The organism is Sutcliffiella horikoshii, from assembly GCF_019931755.1.
Taxonomy (GTDB): domain Bacteria; phylum Bacillota; class Bacilli; order Bacillales; family Bacillaceae_I; genus Sutcliffiella_A; species Sutcliffiella_A horikoshii_E.
Genome location: NZ_CP082918.1, coordinates 2143116 through 2160020 on the forward strand (window position 1 = coordinate 2143116; position 16905 = coordinate 2160020).

Here is a 16905-nt window from a genome sequence, read left to right on the forward strand (position 1 = left end):
ACTCCTAAGCTAAACGGAACACAATTCCATGACCGCCTTTTGGATACTCCCATTTGATATTTTGATGGGGACAACCAATTCTGCAGCTTCCACATTCATGACAACCCTCGTAACCTACATGCATCCGAATATTTTCCCATTTGTAAATTTCTGCCGGACAAAATATTGTACAAATTTTATCGGGACATTTTGTTAAACAAATATCTTCATCCATTACCGTTAAATGTGATTTGGTGTCAGCATTAAAGCGAACCAGGTATTGTTTTTCTTCGATAGACTGACCCTTTTTCTGTTCACTCATTACTTCATCACCTTCCATGCCCGGTATGCGTCTCGGGCTAGTTTGAGTTTCTCTTTTGGTGAGCCAAGATCCTTCCAGATCTTTTTCTGCTTCTCCCACTTGGACTTACCATCAACCGTAAACATCTGACTGGCTGCACGGTTGACCATTGGAATGTACTGGTCGAAGTATTGCGGAAACTTATTAAAGTGATGGGTGGAATCCTTGTATTTTTTCATATCCTGCCCAACAAAGCTCTTCATGAGATTGACCCTGTATTGATCCAGCGTCCGTTCGGAAAAGTCCCCGACTGACATGGCCTCAAGAATAGTGGATGCCGCCAACCTCCCTGAAGTCATGGCAAGGTTCGATCCCTCACGGTGGATGGCATTTACAAGCTGTGCCGCGTCTCCTACTACCAAGACCCCGTCCGCCACGATACGCCCCATTGATTTTAAGCCACCTTCTGGAATCAAGTGGGCCAGGTATTCAACAGGTTCCCCGCCAGCAAGATAAGGTCGGACCATTGGATGTGTCTTCACATATTCCAACAGTTCGTATGGTCTTATCTTATGCTCAATTAATCCAGATAGAAGTGTTCCGACCCCGATACTTAAAGTGTCTTTGTTGGTGTACAGAAATCCTGTACCAAGAATGCCTTTTGTCGCATCTCCCAAAAGTTCAATAGTACAACCTTGGTTCTTTTCCAGGTTGAAACGGTCCTCAATGACCTTACTGTCCAGTTTAATGATTTCCATCGTGGCAAGGGCCACTTCATCCGGCCGGTATTCCTTGTGGAAACCAAGGGATTTACCGAGTAAGGAATTCACGCCGTCTGCAAGGACCACTACATCTGCATAAACCTCCCCGTCAGGCCGATCTGTCCTTACCCCCACCACTTTTCCATCTTCTACGATACATTCCAGCACAACCGTTTCATTGACAAGCAATGCCCCCTGCTCCACCGCTTTCCCTGCGAACCATTGATCAAACTTCGCCCTTAGGACGGTAAAATTATTATAAGGTTCCTGTGCCCATTCCAGGCCCTTATAGCCAAACGTAACAGCGGATTCCTTGTCCATCATCATAAAGCGTTGCTCGACAATCGGCCTTTCAAGCGGGGCCTCTTTATGAAAATCAGGAATAATATCCTCCATCATCTTTCTGTATAACACTCCGCCCATTACATTTTTAGATCCGGGGTATTCCCCCCTTTCCAGCAAAAGAACATTTGCACCGCCCTTAGCGAGTTCATATGCACAAGAGATACCCGCAGGCCCTGCCCCAACCACGATACAATCAAACTTTTCCGGCATATTAAACCTCGACCTCCTCTCCGTGTAAAGCTTTGTTAAATTCCTTTACAAGCAATGGGACGATTTCAAAAGCATCTCCTACAATCCCATAATGACAAGAATTGAAGATGGCCGCATCAGGATCTTTATTAATGGCAATAATCATTCCTGAATTCTTCATTCCCACAATATGCTGGATGGCCCCGGAGATACCGATGGCAAAATAAATCTTTGGTGTTACCGTGACCCCCGTCTGTCCGACCTGATGATGATGGTCGATCCAGCCCGCTTCCACTACATCACGGCTTGCTCCAACCACTCCTCCAAGCGTTTTTGCAAGTTGATGAACAAGTTCAAATCCTTGCTCACTTCCAAGACCTTTTCCTCCAGCTACGACAATATCCGCTTCATCAATCCTGATTTTTTTGGTAGCTTCCCTGACAATTTTTAAAACTTTTGTCCGCATATCTTCTTCTTTGATATCGATATTCTCTGCAACTAACTTACCGGTACGTCCCTTCTCCGGTTGCAGTGCTTTCATCACTTTCGGACGAACAGTTGCCATTTGTGGTCGGTACTTTTTACAGAGGATAGTCGCCATGATGTTGCCGCCGAATGCCGGGCGACTGGCCAAAAGTAACCCCGTATCCTCTTCTACATCGAGTTCGGTTGTGTCAGCAGTTAAGCCTGTTGGAAGATCCGTCGCAACTGCACTAGCAAGGTCCTTTCCAGTTGATGTGGCCCCGTACAAAATAATCTCCGGCTTGTACTTTTCACTGCAATGAAGTAGTGCTTTCATAAAAGATTCCGTACGATACAATTGGAATATCGGTTGATCATATACATAAACCGTATCTGCTCCATATTCAAAAACTGTATCTGAAAGTGCTGTAACATTTTCACCGATTATTATTCCGGCAAGCTCCACTCCCCGTTTGTCCGCAAGTGTTCGCCCGGCCCCAAGCAGCTCCAAGGAAACCGGTGCGATCTTCCCTTCATTTTCTTCAATAAAAACCCAGACCCCGCTATAATCCTCAAAACTCACTTCGATCCCCTCATTTCTGCAAACAACTCTTTCCTTTCCAACACTACTGAAAGCAACTGTTGTACCTGTTCGTCCGCGTTGCCCTCAAGTAGCTTTCCACCTTCTGGTTTAGGTGGGGCCCAAACTTTTGCAACAATGGTTGGTGAGCCCTTTAAACCTAGCTGTTTCCTGTCAATATCCTCTAAATCATTAACAGACCAGATGACAGGTTGATATCGCGCAGCCTTTAGCATATTTGGAAAAGAGGAGTATGGAACTTCGTTAATCTCTTTTTCTACGGAAAGCAAACAAGGCAGTGTAGTCTGCACGACTTCATACCCATCTTCAAGTTTCCTATGAACTACCATATTGCCATCCTCTTTGTTGATTTCGACGACTTTATTAACTGAGGTCAAAGGTGGTATATCAAGACGCCGGGCAATACCGGGCCCTACTTGTCCTGTATCACCGTCAATGGTCATTTTCCCGCAGATAATCAAATCGACCGGCTTGATTTCGCTGATCTTATTGATTGCCTTTGTCAGTGCATAACTGGTTGCTAAGGTGTCCGCTCCGGCAAAAGCCCTGTCAGAAATCATATATCCCTCGTCGGCTCCAATCTCAATGCATTTCCGAATAGCTTTAACCGCTGGTGGTGGACCCATCGTGACGACCGATACGGTTCCTCCATATTTATTTTTCAGGCGTACAGCCTCTTCTACCGCGTGGGCATCATAAGGATTTAATATCGCCGGTGCACTGGCTCGATCCATCGTATTCGTTTTCGGATTCATCTTTATCACTTTTGTATCTGGTACTTGCTTTATACAGGCAACAATGTGAAGCAAATCTTTTCCCTCCTGCCCTTTATCTATTTGTAATGATGAATAGTAATGTATATTCGTCCCACTACTATCACTATATAAAGTTATTTAAGAGAAAATACCGGTTTTTATAGATTTGTTGACATGTTGGATGAAAAAGAAAAAACATTACTCCTTTGTGTGGGGAGCAATGTTTTAATTCTAGTCATTGTTAAATTCTGTATTGTGATAAAAACTTCAGAAACTCTTTTTGTATAGAATGCTCATATTTCATCAGTGCGTATGTCTTGGCATCGGGTAGATTTATCGACTGGCAATCTACTTCAAGTAGCCTTCCTTCTAAAAGTTCACGCCTCACAGTGGATTTAGGTAAAATGGACACCCCTAGCCCTTCTATTATGAACCGCTTAGTTATATGCGTCTGGGAAACCTTCATCATTTTGGTGTGAGGGTACTTCACCTTTATCTGCTGACATAGTTCGTCCCAATATCCAGGGTGATTGTGAGTCAATAAGGTATGTTGCCGAAAGATATCTTCTTCTTCAATTGGATATCCTGTCTCCAAATCAAAGCCGTCGTGAGGCACCGCCAAAACTAGGGGATCTTCATATAAATGATGGCATTTAAGATCTGTTTTTCTGTTAGGCAGACATGATAAACCGATATCCACTTCTTCGAGTTCCACTGCCTGTTCAATTTTGATAGATTCTATAATTTTTACGGAAATTTCTATGTTTGAATGTGATTGAATGAATTGTTTTAGCACAAAAGGCAAAATGGTATCCGCAATCAACGGAGAGATTCCGATGGTGAGTTGTGATGTGAACCCCTGTTGAAAGGAATGCAAATTCGATATTCCTTCTTCATAAAGGGATAGCAATGTTTTTGCTTCCTTCACATACCTTCTCCCTGCCTCGGTCAATATTACTTTTCTACCCTCGCGAACAAACAGCTCTGCTCCCACTTCCTTTTCTAATTGCTTAATATGTACTGTTACTGTGGGTTGTGAAATATATAACAGTTCTGATGCCTTTCTGAAATTTCCATGTTCTGCAGCTATTACAAATGTTTTCAGCCAGTTAAGCTCCATCGAATCACACCTCTGATTATTTATATTAATCAATTAGTTTAAAAATCTTTAATTTTCTTAATCAATGCTATTTTATACAATATAAGTAATAAAAGAAAGGGTGATGAAGGGTGAGTATACAAAGAGGATTAAAAGGTGTCATTGCAGCTGAAACCAGGATTGCGGAAGTGGATGGTTCAAATGGTCGGTTGATTTACCGCGGATATGAAATAAGGGATATTGCTACTACTTATTCATTTGAGGAAATTGCTCATCTATTATGGTTCGGTGAATTGCCTTCAGGTGCACAGTTAGAAAAATTCAAATCTACTTTTGCTTCATATAGGAACCCTTCCCCAACGATGGAAAAAGTTTTAAATGTTCTTCCTAGTGATATGGATATGATGAGTGTGGTAAGAACAGTGATTTCCAGTGCCGGGGGCCAATCCATGACGTGGAAACCGACTGTTGAGGATGCGATGATATTGACAGCGGTTATTCCCACAATCATTGCTTATCGAAAGAGAATACTAGAGGGTAAAGATCTAATTGCTCCTTGTTTTAAATATAGTCATGTGGAGAATTATCTGTATATGTTACATGGAAGTCCAGCAAGTCCTGAGCACATCCGCGCTCTGGAAACCTATATGATATTGACAATGGAACACGGAATGAATGCATCCACTTTCTCTGCAAGGGTAACTGCTTCAACTGAATCGGATCTTGTATCTGCGGTAACTTCCGCTATCGGCACGATGAAAGGTCCTCTTCATGGCGGAGCTCCTTCTGAGGTAATAGTATTGTTGAATGAATTGAGTGAAGTTGAAAATAAAAAATTGCACTTACGAGAAAAAATTCTCTCGGGAGAAAAGCTGATGGGATTTGGGCATCGAGTTTATAAAACGCATGATCCACGTTCGATAGCGCTGAAGGAAACTTTGTCAGGACATGTAGGAAAAGATAGATGGCTTGACTTGGCATTAGAGGTAGAGAATGCTGCAATAGATGTGTTGGAAGAACTTAAACCCGGCAGAGGGTTGTATACGAATGTTGAGTTTTATGCTGCCGCCATCATGAAAGCAATAAATATGGATTCTTCCCTCTTTACGCCAACTTTTACAGCTAGTCGAATGGTCGGGTGGACAGCGCATGTTCTGGAGCAGGCTGAGGATAATGTGATATATCGTCCATTGTCGAGGTATGTGGGGAAATAGCGGGTATATTTATGAAGGCGCCTGATAAATTAGGCGCCTAAGTTTTCCGATTTGTTTACATAACAATATTATAGTACCAGTCCTTGGCTATGAAGACATTTCCTACTGTAAAAACAGCTTTAAAGTGTCTTCATTGGCCCTATGAAGACACTATCGAGGAAAAATCTAGCTCTAAATTGTCTTCATCCCCCATATGAAGACACTTTCCACCCAAAAACCATCATTATAGTGTCTTCATCCTGCCTGATTAGTAGATTGCCCCCCTCTACCCCACAAAAAACCAGAACCCCATCCAAAAGGGTTCTGGCTACTCCAAACATAAATATTAATACAGGCTTAAATACGTGAAAAGTGGGTCGTGGAACCTGTCCCTAAACCCAATCACTCACAGCAGTCGTCAGAGCAATAGGAAGTTTCGCTTTTATTCTTAGACTCAAAATTCTGCAACTTCGGCTTTTCGTTCTCTTCTTCCCATACTTTAGCCAAGGCTTCAGCAAACACTTCCGGGGGTTGTGCTCCGGATATGGCATATTTGCTGTTTAATACAAAGAATGGAACTCCTTGTACACCAATTTCTCTTGCTTCTCTTTGGTCGAAGCGGACATCTTTTTCATAAGCGTCTCCGGCTAACACTTCTTCCACTTCCGCAGAGTCCAAACCTAGGCTGACCGCTAATTCTTTTAAATAGCCTTTGTCGCCAATATGTTTAGACTCAGTAAAGTACGATCTTAGTAAACGTTCAGTGATTTCTTTTGCTTTGCCCTTTGTTTCAGCATATTTGGTTAAACGGTGAGCATCAAATGTATTGGTTGGAATTGAGGTATCAAAATTAAACTGCAACCCTACCTCAGCCGCTTGTTTGGCAACCCCGGCGCTCATTCTTTTCGCCTCTTCTACAGGCATTCCATATTTCTTCGCAAGTATTTCATATATAGTCAAATCAGTATCACGCTTTGCATTTGGGTCTAATTCAAAGCTTTTATATTCTATTTCAATCTTATCTTTATGTGGGAAATCTTCCAATGCTTTTTCCAATCTTCGTTTTCCGATATAGCAGAAAGGACAAACATAATCTGACCAGATTTCTATTTTCATCGTTGCACCTCATTTCCTAAACTAGTATGTATTATCATACCATAATGTATGAAAAACCTCTTTTAATATGACTTGGAACGAAAAGCAAGGTCCCGGCTCCCTTCCTTATATACCAAACTGATTAAAAAGTTCCCTGCATATTGCCGCAGACTCCACCCTTACACTTACAAAAGGTGGTTTTGTGTTTGTGGCTGCCTCTACAGGCACTCCAAGCCAAAGGATACGATGGTCAATAATGATAAATGGAAAGGTTACTCCCTCTGTAATGATAGAAACTCTTTTCTTCCACAGAGTCAATCTCCTTCCCCATTCTTCTGGAAGTACATTCCGGTCTTTTAAGCCTATAGTGATGGATGAACTGGAATGCTCCATGTCTTCCATCACTCTATCCCATTTTCTCGCATGCATCCATTGAACCTTGGGATGCTGATGCTTGATCCAAGAACCTATTTGAAATGGCTGAACGTGAAATTGGGAGGCTTCCTGATATTCCACTAATTTTCTAATAATCTTATTGTAGGAAACCTTTTTCTTCATAAATTGACTGTCACAGACGTGAATAAACTTACCTTTCGATCTTGTGATTGCAACATTTAACAGGCGTTCACTTTCTTTTCCGACTAACAACATTCCCGGTCTCTCCATAGGAAAGCTGTCGACAGAATCAAAAATGATAGTATCCTGCTCACTTCCTTGAAAACGGTGGACGGTAGCAGATACGATCTCGGCTGTTTCCATTTCAACTCCATAAATATCTTGCAGCAACATATCCATCCATTGAGCCTGAGCTCGGTATGGGGAAATATAACCGATGGACCTTCCACCTACTACATATGCTTCATGTATTAGTTGAAAAGATAAAAGAAGATGCCACAAGTTAATCCGAGACCTGCTGCTTTTTTCAATAAAAGCATGCTCTCCGGTATAGCTCGTATTAACCAATACGGAAGCTTGATCAGGGAATGGCCGCTGCCTAGCTATGTCTTGCCTGTTTTTCTTTACACTTGGATGATCACCTACAAGAGAATGATAGATATATTTGTTTGTAAAGGCGGAAATATCAGGGTGCATTCTCCGTTGTTCTTTTAATAAAAATAAATGTGGATGCAAGCGAGAGGACTGAACATTGTCTGCTACTCCTGTACGATGGAACACATCTTCTTTTAACCATTTTTCTACTAACTCATGTCTTGCTGAGGCAATAGGCGGCAGTTGCTTGAAATCTCCGCATATGATGATATGTTTTGCCAGTGAGGCTGCAAAAGCAGATTGAGGAACATATGCCATACTCGCCTCATCCACAATGACCACGTCATATTCTTTTTCATAAATGGCAGGATCCATAGCAGCTTTAGCGAGCGTCGTGCCAATGATGAACGCTTCATCTAAGAAGTCCACTTCTTTCTGCCTTATTTTCTCCAATATTCTTGCTACCTTGGTTTCGAGCTTCAGCAATGTTTCCGAATCCCTCTTACTGAAAGACTTGGATAAATCCATTTTTAAATGTTTCCGTTCTTCCATCAGCTTGTCTCTGTCATTAGCAAGTATTGGATCACGGTTTTGTAGTAGTTGTGAGGTTGTATTGGCCGGAAGGTTTGCCAATATGTCACTGTTATGTGACCCATACCTCAGAACATCACCTTCTCTATTGCGTTCTTGCTTGGAAAGAAAGGCTGAAATCTCTCGCATAAATACGTCCACAGACTGGTTACTGTGAGATAACAGTAAAACTTTCTTCTTTTTAAAATATTTATTGGCAGCAACCCTTGCTAACGTATAGGTTTTTCCTGTTCCAGGCGGTCCCCAAACAAAGGTTACGGGATTGTATTTGGAACGGAGAATTAATTCATGAACACTGCTTTTAATAATATCGGTGGGATGCTTTGGCTTCATTTCCGGATTCATCAATCTTTTAATGCGGCTTCTCTTTTTTTTACTTTCTTTCAATTCATCCAGCCTCTGGAAAAGTTGATCCAACAGCTCCCACGGATCATGAAAAAGATATGCTTCTGATATAATATCTCCAAGTGATTGTTCAAAAGAAACGATAACACTCTTTCCTTCAGATGACAGAATCTTTCCTTCCGTTTTAATTCCTCCCCATTCGACTTTCACTAGTGAACCTACAGGAATTCTTACGGAAGTATAGGTTTCAAAAAAGTAAGTAAAACTTTTATCGCTTGACATCAGATGACCGTTATTTATAAGATACTTGGTGCTCCCAAATTTTTTTAAATGTTGTATTTCAGCCTGTAATGCCTTTTTCCATTCGTTAATATATTGAATTGTCTTCATTTATCTTTCCTCAACTCATCATTTTTTACATTCCCAAACTATATCACAAACATTATTAAAATAAAAAAGCCAAGATCCCTTCAACAAATTTTGTTGGAATCTTGGCCATTCATTTCGATTTATTTGTAAAAACTTATTACATTTTTCAGTACTTTTTTATCTTGCTTGGATATTGTCTTTGGTTTGATGGGAGCAACGGCAATCTTATCTGCACTTTCTAAGGTTGAGATTTCAAGGTAAAAAGGATTGGAATTTTTGTCTCCATCTAAATACCCTTTAAGGATTTTTACTTTATCAGTAGAGCCCTTCATGCGTTCTTCATAGTCCCATGTTATATTATTTTTGTACGCTTTATCAATACGTTCCTTTAAACCAAGGGCTTCTGAAACAGCATCCTCTGCGGTTTCAAGAAAAGTATCAGATCGTTTCAATCCTCTTTTTTTCAACCCGTCTCCAGCCTTTGCTTGGTAAAATAGACATGACATATAGGTCATCCTCTCTGTGTGTCGGCCTCACACCTTTAGACGGCGAATCTTAACACCAGGATACCAAAGGAACTTACCTCTCCTTATAGTGTAACCTCTCAAGCCAGTTTCTACCACCATTTTCTATAATTATACGGGATTGGAGAAAATATATTTGAGGATTAAGTGGGATTACTCCCTATTTTATGAGATAATGAAAGAATGATTAGAAATTCCAAATGGAAAGAAGGAACATTAATGAAACAAAAAAACAAGTTCCAAGACAATGAAAAAGTCATTTTGAAAAGCACTGGCGAGGAAGTTACCATCTTAAAATTCAACTACGTCCCCAATTTAAAAAGATACTCCTACACCATAAAAGAAAACCCTAAAACCTTTTATTTCGAAGAAGAAATTAAACAAAGCTAATAAAACAATACCCATTCTCGAGAAACCTACGGCTCCTTGCCCGGGTTTCTTTTTTTTTAGAAAAATATAAAACCCGGTTGATTTCCGTTCCAGACGCTTCGCTTGCCTGCGGGCGGTCCGTGAGCCTCCTCGGCTACGCCTGCGGGGTCTCACCTGTCCCTTCCTCCCGCGGGCGTCTGCGCGCCTTCCACTCCAATCAACAATGTGGCTTCATTCATCGAAGGGTTTGAAAAACTATCTAACCGAGATAACTGATTAAACATTAACCTATCGTTTACATAACTTCTAGCTGTGGATTGGAGCAAATGGCGGAGACTCCAGCGGGGGAGTAACGGTAGATTGAGACCCCAAAACGAAGCGAGGAGGCTCAAGCGCCGTCCCGCGGAAAGCGAGCCATTTGCGGAAAGGAACAGCGGCTATTAACCACAAACTAATGTCTTATGTTATAGGCGGTTATTATTAAATCTTTAGAAACTCACAATGTTTTTATCACTTTCTGTGGGGTATTTATTCTATATGTAGCCAAAGGAGGAGGAAGAAATGTTATTAGTATATTTGAGTATTGGAATTCTAGTTGTATCCATCATTTTGCTTAGTATCGGGTTTATCTCTTTTCGTAAAAAGACAAACCCCACCCTATCCTATATAAATTCGGTGAGTGAGCGTCTTCAGGAAGAAAACGATGCCATTCAAGAGCAGGTGGATCAATTGAAAAGTAAACAAGAGGCCATCAAAAATGATATTGATTGGAAGAAATCCGTTCTATCCTTTACTGTGGCAGAAATAAAGAAGCTTCCTAATTCTTTTAAGAGTAGTTCAAGGCAAAAGCTTCATGAGTATGAGCGCGGCATGTAAGCAACGATATCAAGCAAAAGCACCGTTACCTATTAAGGGTTAACGGTGCTTTTGTTCTTATAATGCTGTGAATTTTTCATCGTGATATTTATTAGAGCTGGTAGTAATCCGATCTTTATGATAGATGGCATTAATCTCGCCTCCTATGACAAGGGCAAGTCCTGTCAAAAACAACCATAACATCAAGATAATTACCCCACCCAAACTCCCGTAGGTTGCGGAATAATTACCAAAGTTACTAACGTAGAACGAAAAGCACAAGGAGACTAGCTGCCAGATTACTGTAGCAACTACTGCACCTGGTAACAACTGTTTAAATGACTTGCTGATATCAGGGGCAATGCGATAAAGGACCGTAATAATCGTAAATATAACAAAAAACGCAATGATGAACCTTAAGATATTTAATATAATGGCTGTACTTCCTGGAATATAAATAACCGATTCAAGCTGCTTAATGATTATTCCACCGAAAACGGGGAGGAAAAATGCAATAAGGAAAGCAAAAATCAATCCGATGGTAAGCCCTATAGAGAGAAGCCTTACAAGATAAAACGGCCTGCTTTCTTCTACATTGAAAGCTTCATTCATCGCACTAATAAAAGCGTTCATCCCATTGGAGGCTGACCAGATTGTTCCGAGTATCCCAAAGGTCAAAAGTCCACCGTTCGGTTTATTTACAAATTCATTGATATTTTCTTCGAATACTGAAACAGTTTCGGGAGGCATCATGGTTTGTAAGAACTCTATCACTTTTTGTGGATCAATATTTAAATATGGAATAATGGATAAAGCCAGCACTAACAAAGGAAATAGTGAAAGCATATAATAATAAGCTTGTTCAGCTGCCAACCCTGTTGCACGGTCTTTTTTCATTTCCAGGCCTAATCTTTTCAAAAATTTAACCAGTCGCGACAACTTTCACACCCACCTCTCATTTTCCGCCTCTGAGTAAAGGCAATGTGCAACACCTGAACGACCCACCAGATTTGATGATCTCAGAAATATCTACTTCCACTACCTCATAGCCCCTGTTGCGGAGTTGCTCGTTCACTTGTTTATTGCACGGCAGACTGAAAATCTTTTTATTACCAATAGACAATACATTCGTTCCCATGGTGAATTGTTCTTCTTTAGATACTTCAATTAATTCATATCTTTTTGATAGAAAGTTTAGTTCTTCTTCTCTTAGTGCTGGAGAGAAAACAAGTGCTTCTGTCGGTGAAATGACATTAAATACACAGTCTAAATGGAGATATGATTTGTCTATCGGGATAGGTTGAACGGTATACTCAGAAAGGGATTGGCTAATATGTTCCAAGGCCTTCTTGCTTGTTCTGCCACTGATTCCAATGTACACGATATCACGGTCAATAATGATATCTCCGCCTTCCACACTGTAACCTGAGAAGGGAGTATATGATAAGTGTTGTTCTTCTAGCCACGATTTTAAGATATTTTCTTCACCCGATCTAATATCACTGCCCATACTGGACACGAAAACGGTATTTCCAAGTGTAAAGCCAATATCTCTTGTGAAGACCTGTTCTGGATATTGCTCACTCGGAGGTAAACTATAAACATCCACTCCATTTGCCAACATGGCTTGGACAAAATTACGATGTTGTTTTGTTGCCAACGTCTCGTCAATATTGTCTTCCAAGAAATGTTTTTGTGTTTCATTAATCACTTCTGTGATGCTCATATGAGTTGGCGGACACACAATGACCTTTTTTAATTCTCCATATTCATTTTCACATGTATGTCTTGTCACCTTATCCGTATATTCCAAATTAATTGTCATTTTGTAATCCTCCGATCAAGTATATGTAGGTTGTTCTATGAACTCTATTCCCTAAACGGAGAATTACTTAAACATTTTAGAATAATAAAAAGCAAATCTAATCATAGGACTAGATTTGCTTTTTATTTGATTGCTTATTTACCGATAAACATTTGTGTCCAATAATTGCCTTCTTCTACATAACCAACACCGATGTGTGTGAAATCTGGAGTTAGAATGTTTTTACGGTGTCCTTCACTGTCCATCCATGCTTGAACTACTTCTTCTGGAGAACGTTGGCCCATTGCAATATTTTCTCCGGCAGTATTATAGGAAATACCGTAGTCTCTCATCATATCGAATGGTGATCCGTGAGTTGGACTTGTGTGAGAAAAGTAATTATTTGCTTGCATATCTTTGGACTTATCACGAGCAACGTTGCTTAAAGAAGCATCAGCTTTTAGGTCTGATAATCCATTTTTGCGGCGCTCTGCATTTGTAAGTTCTATTACTTTCATTTCTGTTTCAGAAATACCTTCTGTTGACTCTTCAGCCTGTTGTTGATTATCATCTGCTGGTTCTTCAGCAGGTTGATTCTCAGGAGGAGCTGCTTGCCCGCCTTGAGGAGCTTGACCTTGTTTTGGCTGAGCCGGTTGTCCTTGTTGTCCAGGCGAACCTTCTTGCCCGAATTTGTATATAGCAAACGGTCCTTCTTGCTGGAATTTTTCAACATGCGGGAACTTTTCGCTTGGGATTGATGTGCTGAAAGAGTTTTGATCAATCGTTAAGTATCCATTGTTGATTTCTTGGACATCTGCACTTTGGCCCATTCCGCGAGCTTCATTTCTTACATGAGTAATTCCATTGCCGTTATCGTTATCAAGAAAAGCTGTATTGTTGTTATCCATATTATCATTATTGTTGGTAGCATTGTTGTTACAACCGACCACTAATGATAATGCAAAAGCAGTAATAACTGTTACTTTCAAAAGTTTCGTCATTTGTACATCTCCTTTTCATCATTAATACTTTTTTAGTTTTGCAATTTCACCTGAAAGTATTATTGGTAATAATGATAAAAAAGAGATAATTTTGGTAACAGTTATTATCGTATAAGTTGTTCTAACACACGTTGTACCTCTAAACCTTCTTTAAATCCGACGAGAAAGGCTTGTTCATTATTTAACCTTTTAACAAAATGTTCGACTAAGCTCCCTTTTGGGTTCACTAATTCGGAATCCATAATTTCTGTCCACTCTTCCCCTTTGTTTGCCAATTTCACCTTTCTCCAGTTAAGTAAAGAAAGGCTCTGATTTTCCCCATGAATGGTAAAGGCTATTTCTTCCTTTTCCGCTTGTCCTGCAAGTCCATCAATAAGAACACGGACTCCATTTTCAAGAGTAAGCATGGCAATGACAGCTTGCTCGCATAGTTCTGGATTGGAAGGGTAATCCACATAGCTTTTGACTTCTTTAACAGGACCGAAAAAATGAAGGATCATTTGAAGGTAATGTGGCGAGATTTCCCTGATAAATCCCCCTTGTTTCCTGGAACTTATCCAATTTGTTTGTTGCCAAGGTCTTGGCCACTGATCAAAGTGCATTTTTAAGGTAATTCGCTTTATTTTGCCAAACGAGTCTTTGCGTATGTGCTCTTCAATCGTGGCAAATGCTTTTTCATATACAAGAGGAAAATGCATGGCATGTACTAAACCGGATTCTTCTGCAGCACGTAACATAGCTTCTGCTTCTTCCTCAGAATTGGCTAGTGGCTTTTCACAAAGAACATGTTTTTGGTGTTGGAAAGCAGACATGACGACATCATAGTGAACAGCAGGTGGTACCGCGACATAGACAAAATCGATTTCCTTTAGTTGCAGTAATTCTTTGTAGTCTGAAAAGTAAGATATATCACCGCATTCCATGGCTGTTTCTTTTGCCAAGCTTTCATTATAGTCGCACACTGCTGCGATTTGAATATCTTCGTTATTTTGAAATGCTGAAATTAGCCTCTGGCCAACTACTCCAAGCCCAACTACTCCAACTTTATATTTTTTCTTCAATGTTTCTCCCCCTATGATAGCTTTAACGGTTGATTGCCGTTCCAGGCGCTTCGCTTTCCATGGGCGGTCCAGAAGCCTCCTCACTACGTTGCGGGGTCTTCCTTGTCCCTTCCTCCCATAGGAGTCTGCGCGCCTTCCACTGCAATCAACTTGGTTTTAGCATAATCTCTTCTATTTGTCCGCTAATACCCGGATGAATTCTCTCATATAGTCTGGAAGGTCTGGTGGTCTTCTGCTGGAGATGATGTTTCCGTCGACAATTACAGCTTCATCAACCCACTCTGCTCCGGCGTTTATCATATCATCCTTAATTCCAGGTGTACTGGTTACTTTTTTTCCTTGAAGTATCTTTGCGGAAATTAATACCCAGCCTGCATGACAAATTTGACCGATGGGTTTTTGTTGCTCATCCATCGTTCGAATAAACGATAGAATATCTTCATATCTACGAAGTTTATCTGGTGACCATCCCCCAGGAACCAAGATGGCATCATAATCTGCTGGATCTGCATCGTGAAAAGATATGTCAGATTCAATGGGCACGCCATATTTTCCGATGTAGGTCGTACCTGCCTTTTCCCCAGCAATGACCACTTCAGCACCTTCTTCACGCAAACGTAAAACCGGATACCACAGTTCTAAATCCTCAAAATCGTCACTGACTAATTGAATTATTTTTTTATTATGTAATTTCATAAAAAAACCCTCCTTCACATGAATATAACTCCATTGTGAACGAGGGTTTCGCGTTTTGCAAATTATGAAGTTGATACTGAATCATATATTAGCTGCTCTGCTAATGCTAGCTGATTTTCCACTTGTTCAAAGGAGGTTCCGCCTTCGCTTTTTCTGGCACCGACAACGTGTTTTGGCTGAAGCAACTCGAAAATATCGTCCGAAAATAAGGGGGAAAAGTCCTTATACTCATCAAGTGTTATGCCTAAAAGATATTTATCCTGATTGATGGCATAAAGCACGATTTTACCGATAATTTCGTGAGCCTGTCTAAATGGCAACCCTTTGGTCACTAAGTAATCAGCAATATCCGTGGCATTTGAAAAGTCTTTTGAGACCGATTCATACATCTTATTTTCGTTTACAGTCATCGTATGGATCATCGGTGCCAACAGTTTCAGGGAACCAACCAGTGTCTTGACTGTATCGAACATCCCTTCCTTGTCTTCCTGCATGTCTTTGTTATAAGCCAGTGGCAAACCTTTTAGAACTGTCAAAAGTCCAACTAGATTTCCGTAAACTCTGCCAGTTTTGGCTCGAAGCAACTCTGGTACATCCGGGTTTTTCTTTTGTGGCATAATACTTGAACCGGTACAGAAAGAGTCGTCTAGTTCAATGAATTGAAATTCCTGACTTGACCAAATGACCATTTCTTCTGAAAGGCGTGAAATGTGAGTCATGATAAGTGATGCATGAGATAGAAACTCGACGATAAAATCACGGTCACTGACGGCATCCATGCTGTTTGGGTATAGTTTATCAAATCCTAATAAGGAGGCAGTCTGAGCTCGATCTATCGGGAAGGTTGTGCCAGCCAAGGCACCTGCTCCAAGAGGTGACCAGTTGATTCTCTTTAGGCTGTCTTGTAGACGCTCCTTGTCACGCTCAAACATCCAAAAATATGCCATCAGATGGTGAGCAAATGACACTGGCTGGGCACGTTGCAAATGCGTGTAGCCCGGTAAAATGGTTTGCACATTTTCCTTGGACTTCATTAAGATGGAATTTTGTACATCTGTTAGTAATGAAATGATTTTTTCCGTTTGTTTTTTAAGGTATAAGTGCATATCTGTTGCCACTTGGTCGTTACGGCTTCTTCCGGTGTGAAGTTTTCCTCCTACCGGTCCGATTTCATCTATTAACAGCTTTTCAATGTTCATATGAATATCTTCATGTGCAACGGAGAATTCGACTTCCCCTGCATTTATTTTGTTTTGGATCACTTGGAGTCCATGTTGGATTGTTTTTGCGTCGTCTTTTGGAATAATGCCGCAGTCACTTAGCATTTGGACATGGGCCATGCTTCCTTGTATATCTTCGAGTGCGAGTTCTTTATCAAATTCGATGGATGCTGTGAATTCTTCTACTAGTTTGTTTGTTTCTTTTGTAAATCTTCCGCCCCAGAGCTTTGTCATGTTGTTGCCTCCTCTTACTGTAGGTTTCTGTATTAACTGTTGATTTCCGTTCCAGGCGCTTCGCTT

The 16905-nt window shown here is 40.7% G+C and carries 17 protein-coding genes; 3 read left to right on the plus strand and 14 right to left on the minus strand.

The annotated features are described in order from the left end of the window. Positions 1 to 4 precede the first annotated feature (4 nt). From K7887_RS10895 to K7887_RS10915, 5 genes are all read right to left on the minus strand, one after another. The gene (locus K7887_RS10895) at positions 5 to 319 is read right to left on the minus strand and encodes a ferredoxin family protein (RefSeq protein ID WP_047968712.1); all 315 of its coding nucleotides are present in this window, start codon (positions 317 to 319) and stop codon (positions 5 to 7) included. Continuing rightward, a complete protein-coding gene (locus K7887_RS10900; protein ID WP_223493533.1) occupies positions 301 to 1596 on the minus strand; it encodes an FAD-dependent oxidoreductase in 1296 nt (431 codons plus the stop codon). Before K7887_RS10900 ends, K7887_RS10895 begins: the two co-directional genes overlap by 19 nt. A 1-nt stretch (position 1597) precedes the next feature. Further along, positions 1598 to 2620, minus strand: coding sequence for an electron transfer flavoprotein subunit alpha/FixB family protein (locus K7887_RS10905; protein WP_223493534.1), 1023 nt, complete (start codon positions 2618 to 2620; stop codon positions 1598 to 1600). Next, positions 2617 to 3447 (minus strand): electron transfer flavoprotein subunit beta/FixA family protein, encoded by an 831-nt coding sequence (locus K7887_RS10910; RefSeq protein WP_223493535.1) that lies wholly within the window; start codon positions 3445 to 3447, stop codon positions 2617 to 2619. Before K7887_RS10910 ends, K7887_RS10905 begins: the two co-directional genes overlap by 4 nt. Before the next feature lie 187 nt (positions 3448 to 3634). After that, positions 3635 to 4513 carry a LysR family transcriptional regulator gene (locus tag K7887_RS10915; protein WP_223493536.1) on the minus strand — a complete coding sequence of 293 codons (879 nt, stop codon included), beginning with the start codon at positions 4511 to 4513 and terminating at the stop codon, positions 3635 to 3637. Positions 4514 to 4623: 110 nt separating this feature from the next. Here K7887_RS10915 and K7887_RS10920 point away from each other — a divergent pair, with 110 nt between their 5' ends. After that, positions 4624 to 5706 carry a citrate synthase/methylcitrate synthase gene (locus tag K7887_RS10920; RefSeq protein ID WP_223493537.1) on the plus strand — a complete coding sequence of 361 codons (1083 nt, stop codon included), beginning with the start codon at positions 4624 to 4626 and terminating at the stop codon, positions 5704 to 5706. 381 nt (positions 5707 to 6087) lie between these two features. Here the strand turns inward: K7887_RS10920 and K7887_RS10925 are convergent, their stop codons facing one another. The 3 genes from K7887_RS10925 to K7887_RS10935 all read right to left on the minus strand — a co-directional run bounded on the left by K7887_RS10925 (position 6088) and on the right by K7887_RS10935 (position 9581). Then, on the minus strand, positions 6088 to 6801 hold the full coding sequence (locus tag K7887_RS10925; RefSeq protein WP_223493538.1) for a DsbA family oxidoreductase: 714 nt from the start codon (positions 6799 to 6801) through the stop codon (positions 6088 to 6090). Positions 6802 to 6906: 105 nt separating this feature from the next. Next, entirely contained in the window at positions 6907 to 9096 is a 2190-nt protein-coding gene (locus K7887_RS10930; protein ID WP_223493539.1) for a DEAD/DEAH box helicase, read from the minus strand. A 119-nt stretch (positions 9097 to 9215) separates the two neighbouring features. Next, a complete protein-coding gene (locus tag K7887_RS10935) occupies positions 9216 to 9581 on the minus strand; it encodes a hypothetical protein (RefSeq protein ID WP_223493540.1) in 366 nt (121 codons plus the stop codon). Positions 9582 to 9818: 237 nt separating this feature from the next. Here K7887_RS10935 and K7887_RS10940 point away from each other — a divergent pair, with 237 nt between their 5' ends. Then, positions 9819 to 9989 (plus strand): hypothetical protein, encoded by a 171-nt coding sequence (locus tag K7887_RS10940; RefSeq protein WP_010199486.1) that lies wholly within the window; start codon positions 9819 to 9821, stop codon positions 9987 to 9989. A gap of 540 nt (positions 9990 to 10529) precedes the next feature. After that, positions 10530 to 10844 (plus strand): hypothetical protein, encoded by a 315-nt coding sequence (locus K7887_RS10945; protein WP_223493541.1) that lies wholly within the window; start codon positions 10530 to 10532, stop codon positions 10842 to 10844. Between the two features lie 57 nt (positions 10845 to 10901). On the opposite strand, the gene K7887_RS10950 is transcribed toward K7887_RS10945, so the two are convergent. From K7887_RS10950 to argH, 6 genes are all read right to left on the minus strand, one after another. Beyond that, positions 10902 to 11762, minus strand: coding sequence for a YihY/virulence factor BrkB family protein (locus K7887_RS10950; RefSeq protein WP_223493542.1), 861 nt, complete (start codon positions 11760 to 11762; stop codon positions 10902 to 10904). A gap of 16 nt (positions 11763 to 11778) precedes the next feature. After that, a complete protein-coding gene (locus K7887_RS10955) occupies positions 11779 to 12648 on the minus strand; it encodes a dimethylarginine dimethylaminohydrolase family protein (protein WP_223493543.1) in 870 nt (289 codons plus the stop codon). Positions 12649 to 12782: 134 nt separating this feature from the next. Beyond that, on the minus strand, positions 12783 to 13628 hold the full coding sequence (locus K7887_RS10960; protein ID WP_223489153.1) for a CAP domain-containing protein: 846 nt from the start codon (positions 13626 to 13628) through the stop codon (positions 12783 to 12785). Positions 13629 to 13732: 104 nt separating this feature from the next. Next, the gene (locus K7887_RS10965) at positions 13733 to 14689 is read right to left on the minus strand and encodes a Gfo/Idh/MocA family protein (RefSeq protein ID WP_223489155.1); all 957 of its coding nucleotides are present in this window, start codon (positions 14687 to 14689) and stop codon (positions 13733 to 13735) included. 171 nt (positions 14690 to 14860) lie between these two features. Beyond that, positions 14861 to 15385, minus strand: a complete 525-nt coding sequence (locus tag K7887_RS10970) for a type 1 glutamine amidotransferase domain-containing protein (RefSeq protein ID WP_223489157.1) — start codon at positions 15383 to 15385, stop codon at positions 14861 to 14863. Between the two features lie 62 nt (positions 15386 to 15447). Beyond that, a complete protein-coding gene (argH, locus tag K7887_RS10975; protein ID WP_223489159.1) occupies positions 15448 to 16839 on the minus strand; it encodes an argininosuccinate lyase in 1392 nt (463 codons plus the stop codon). Positions 16840 to 16905: the final 66 nt, after the last annotated feature.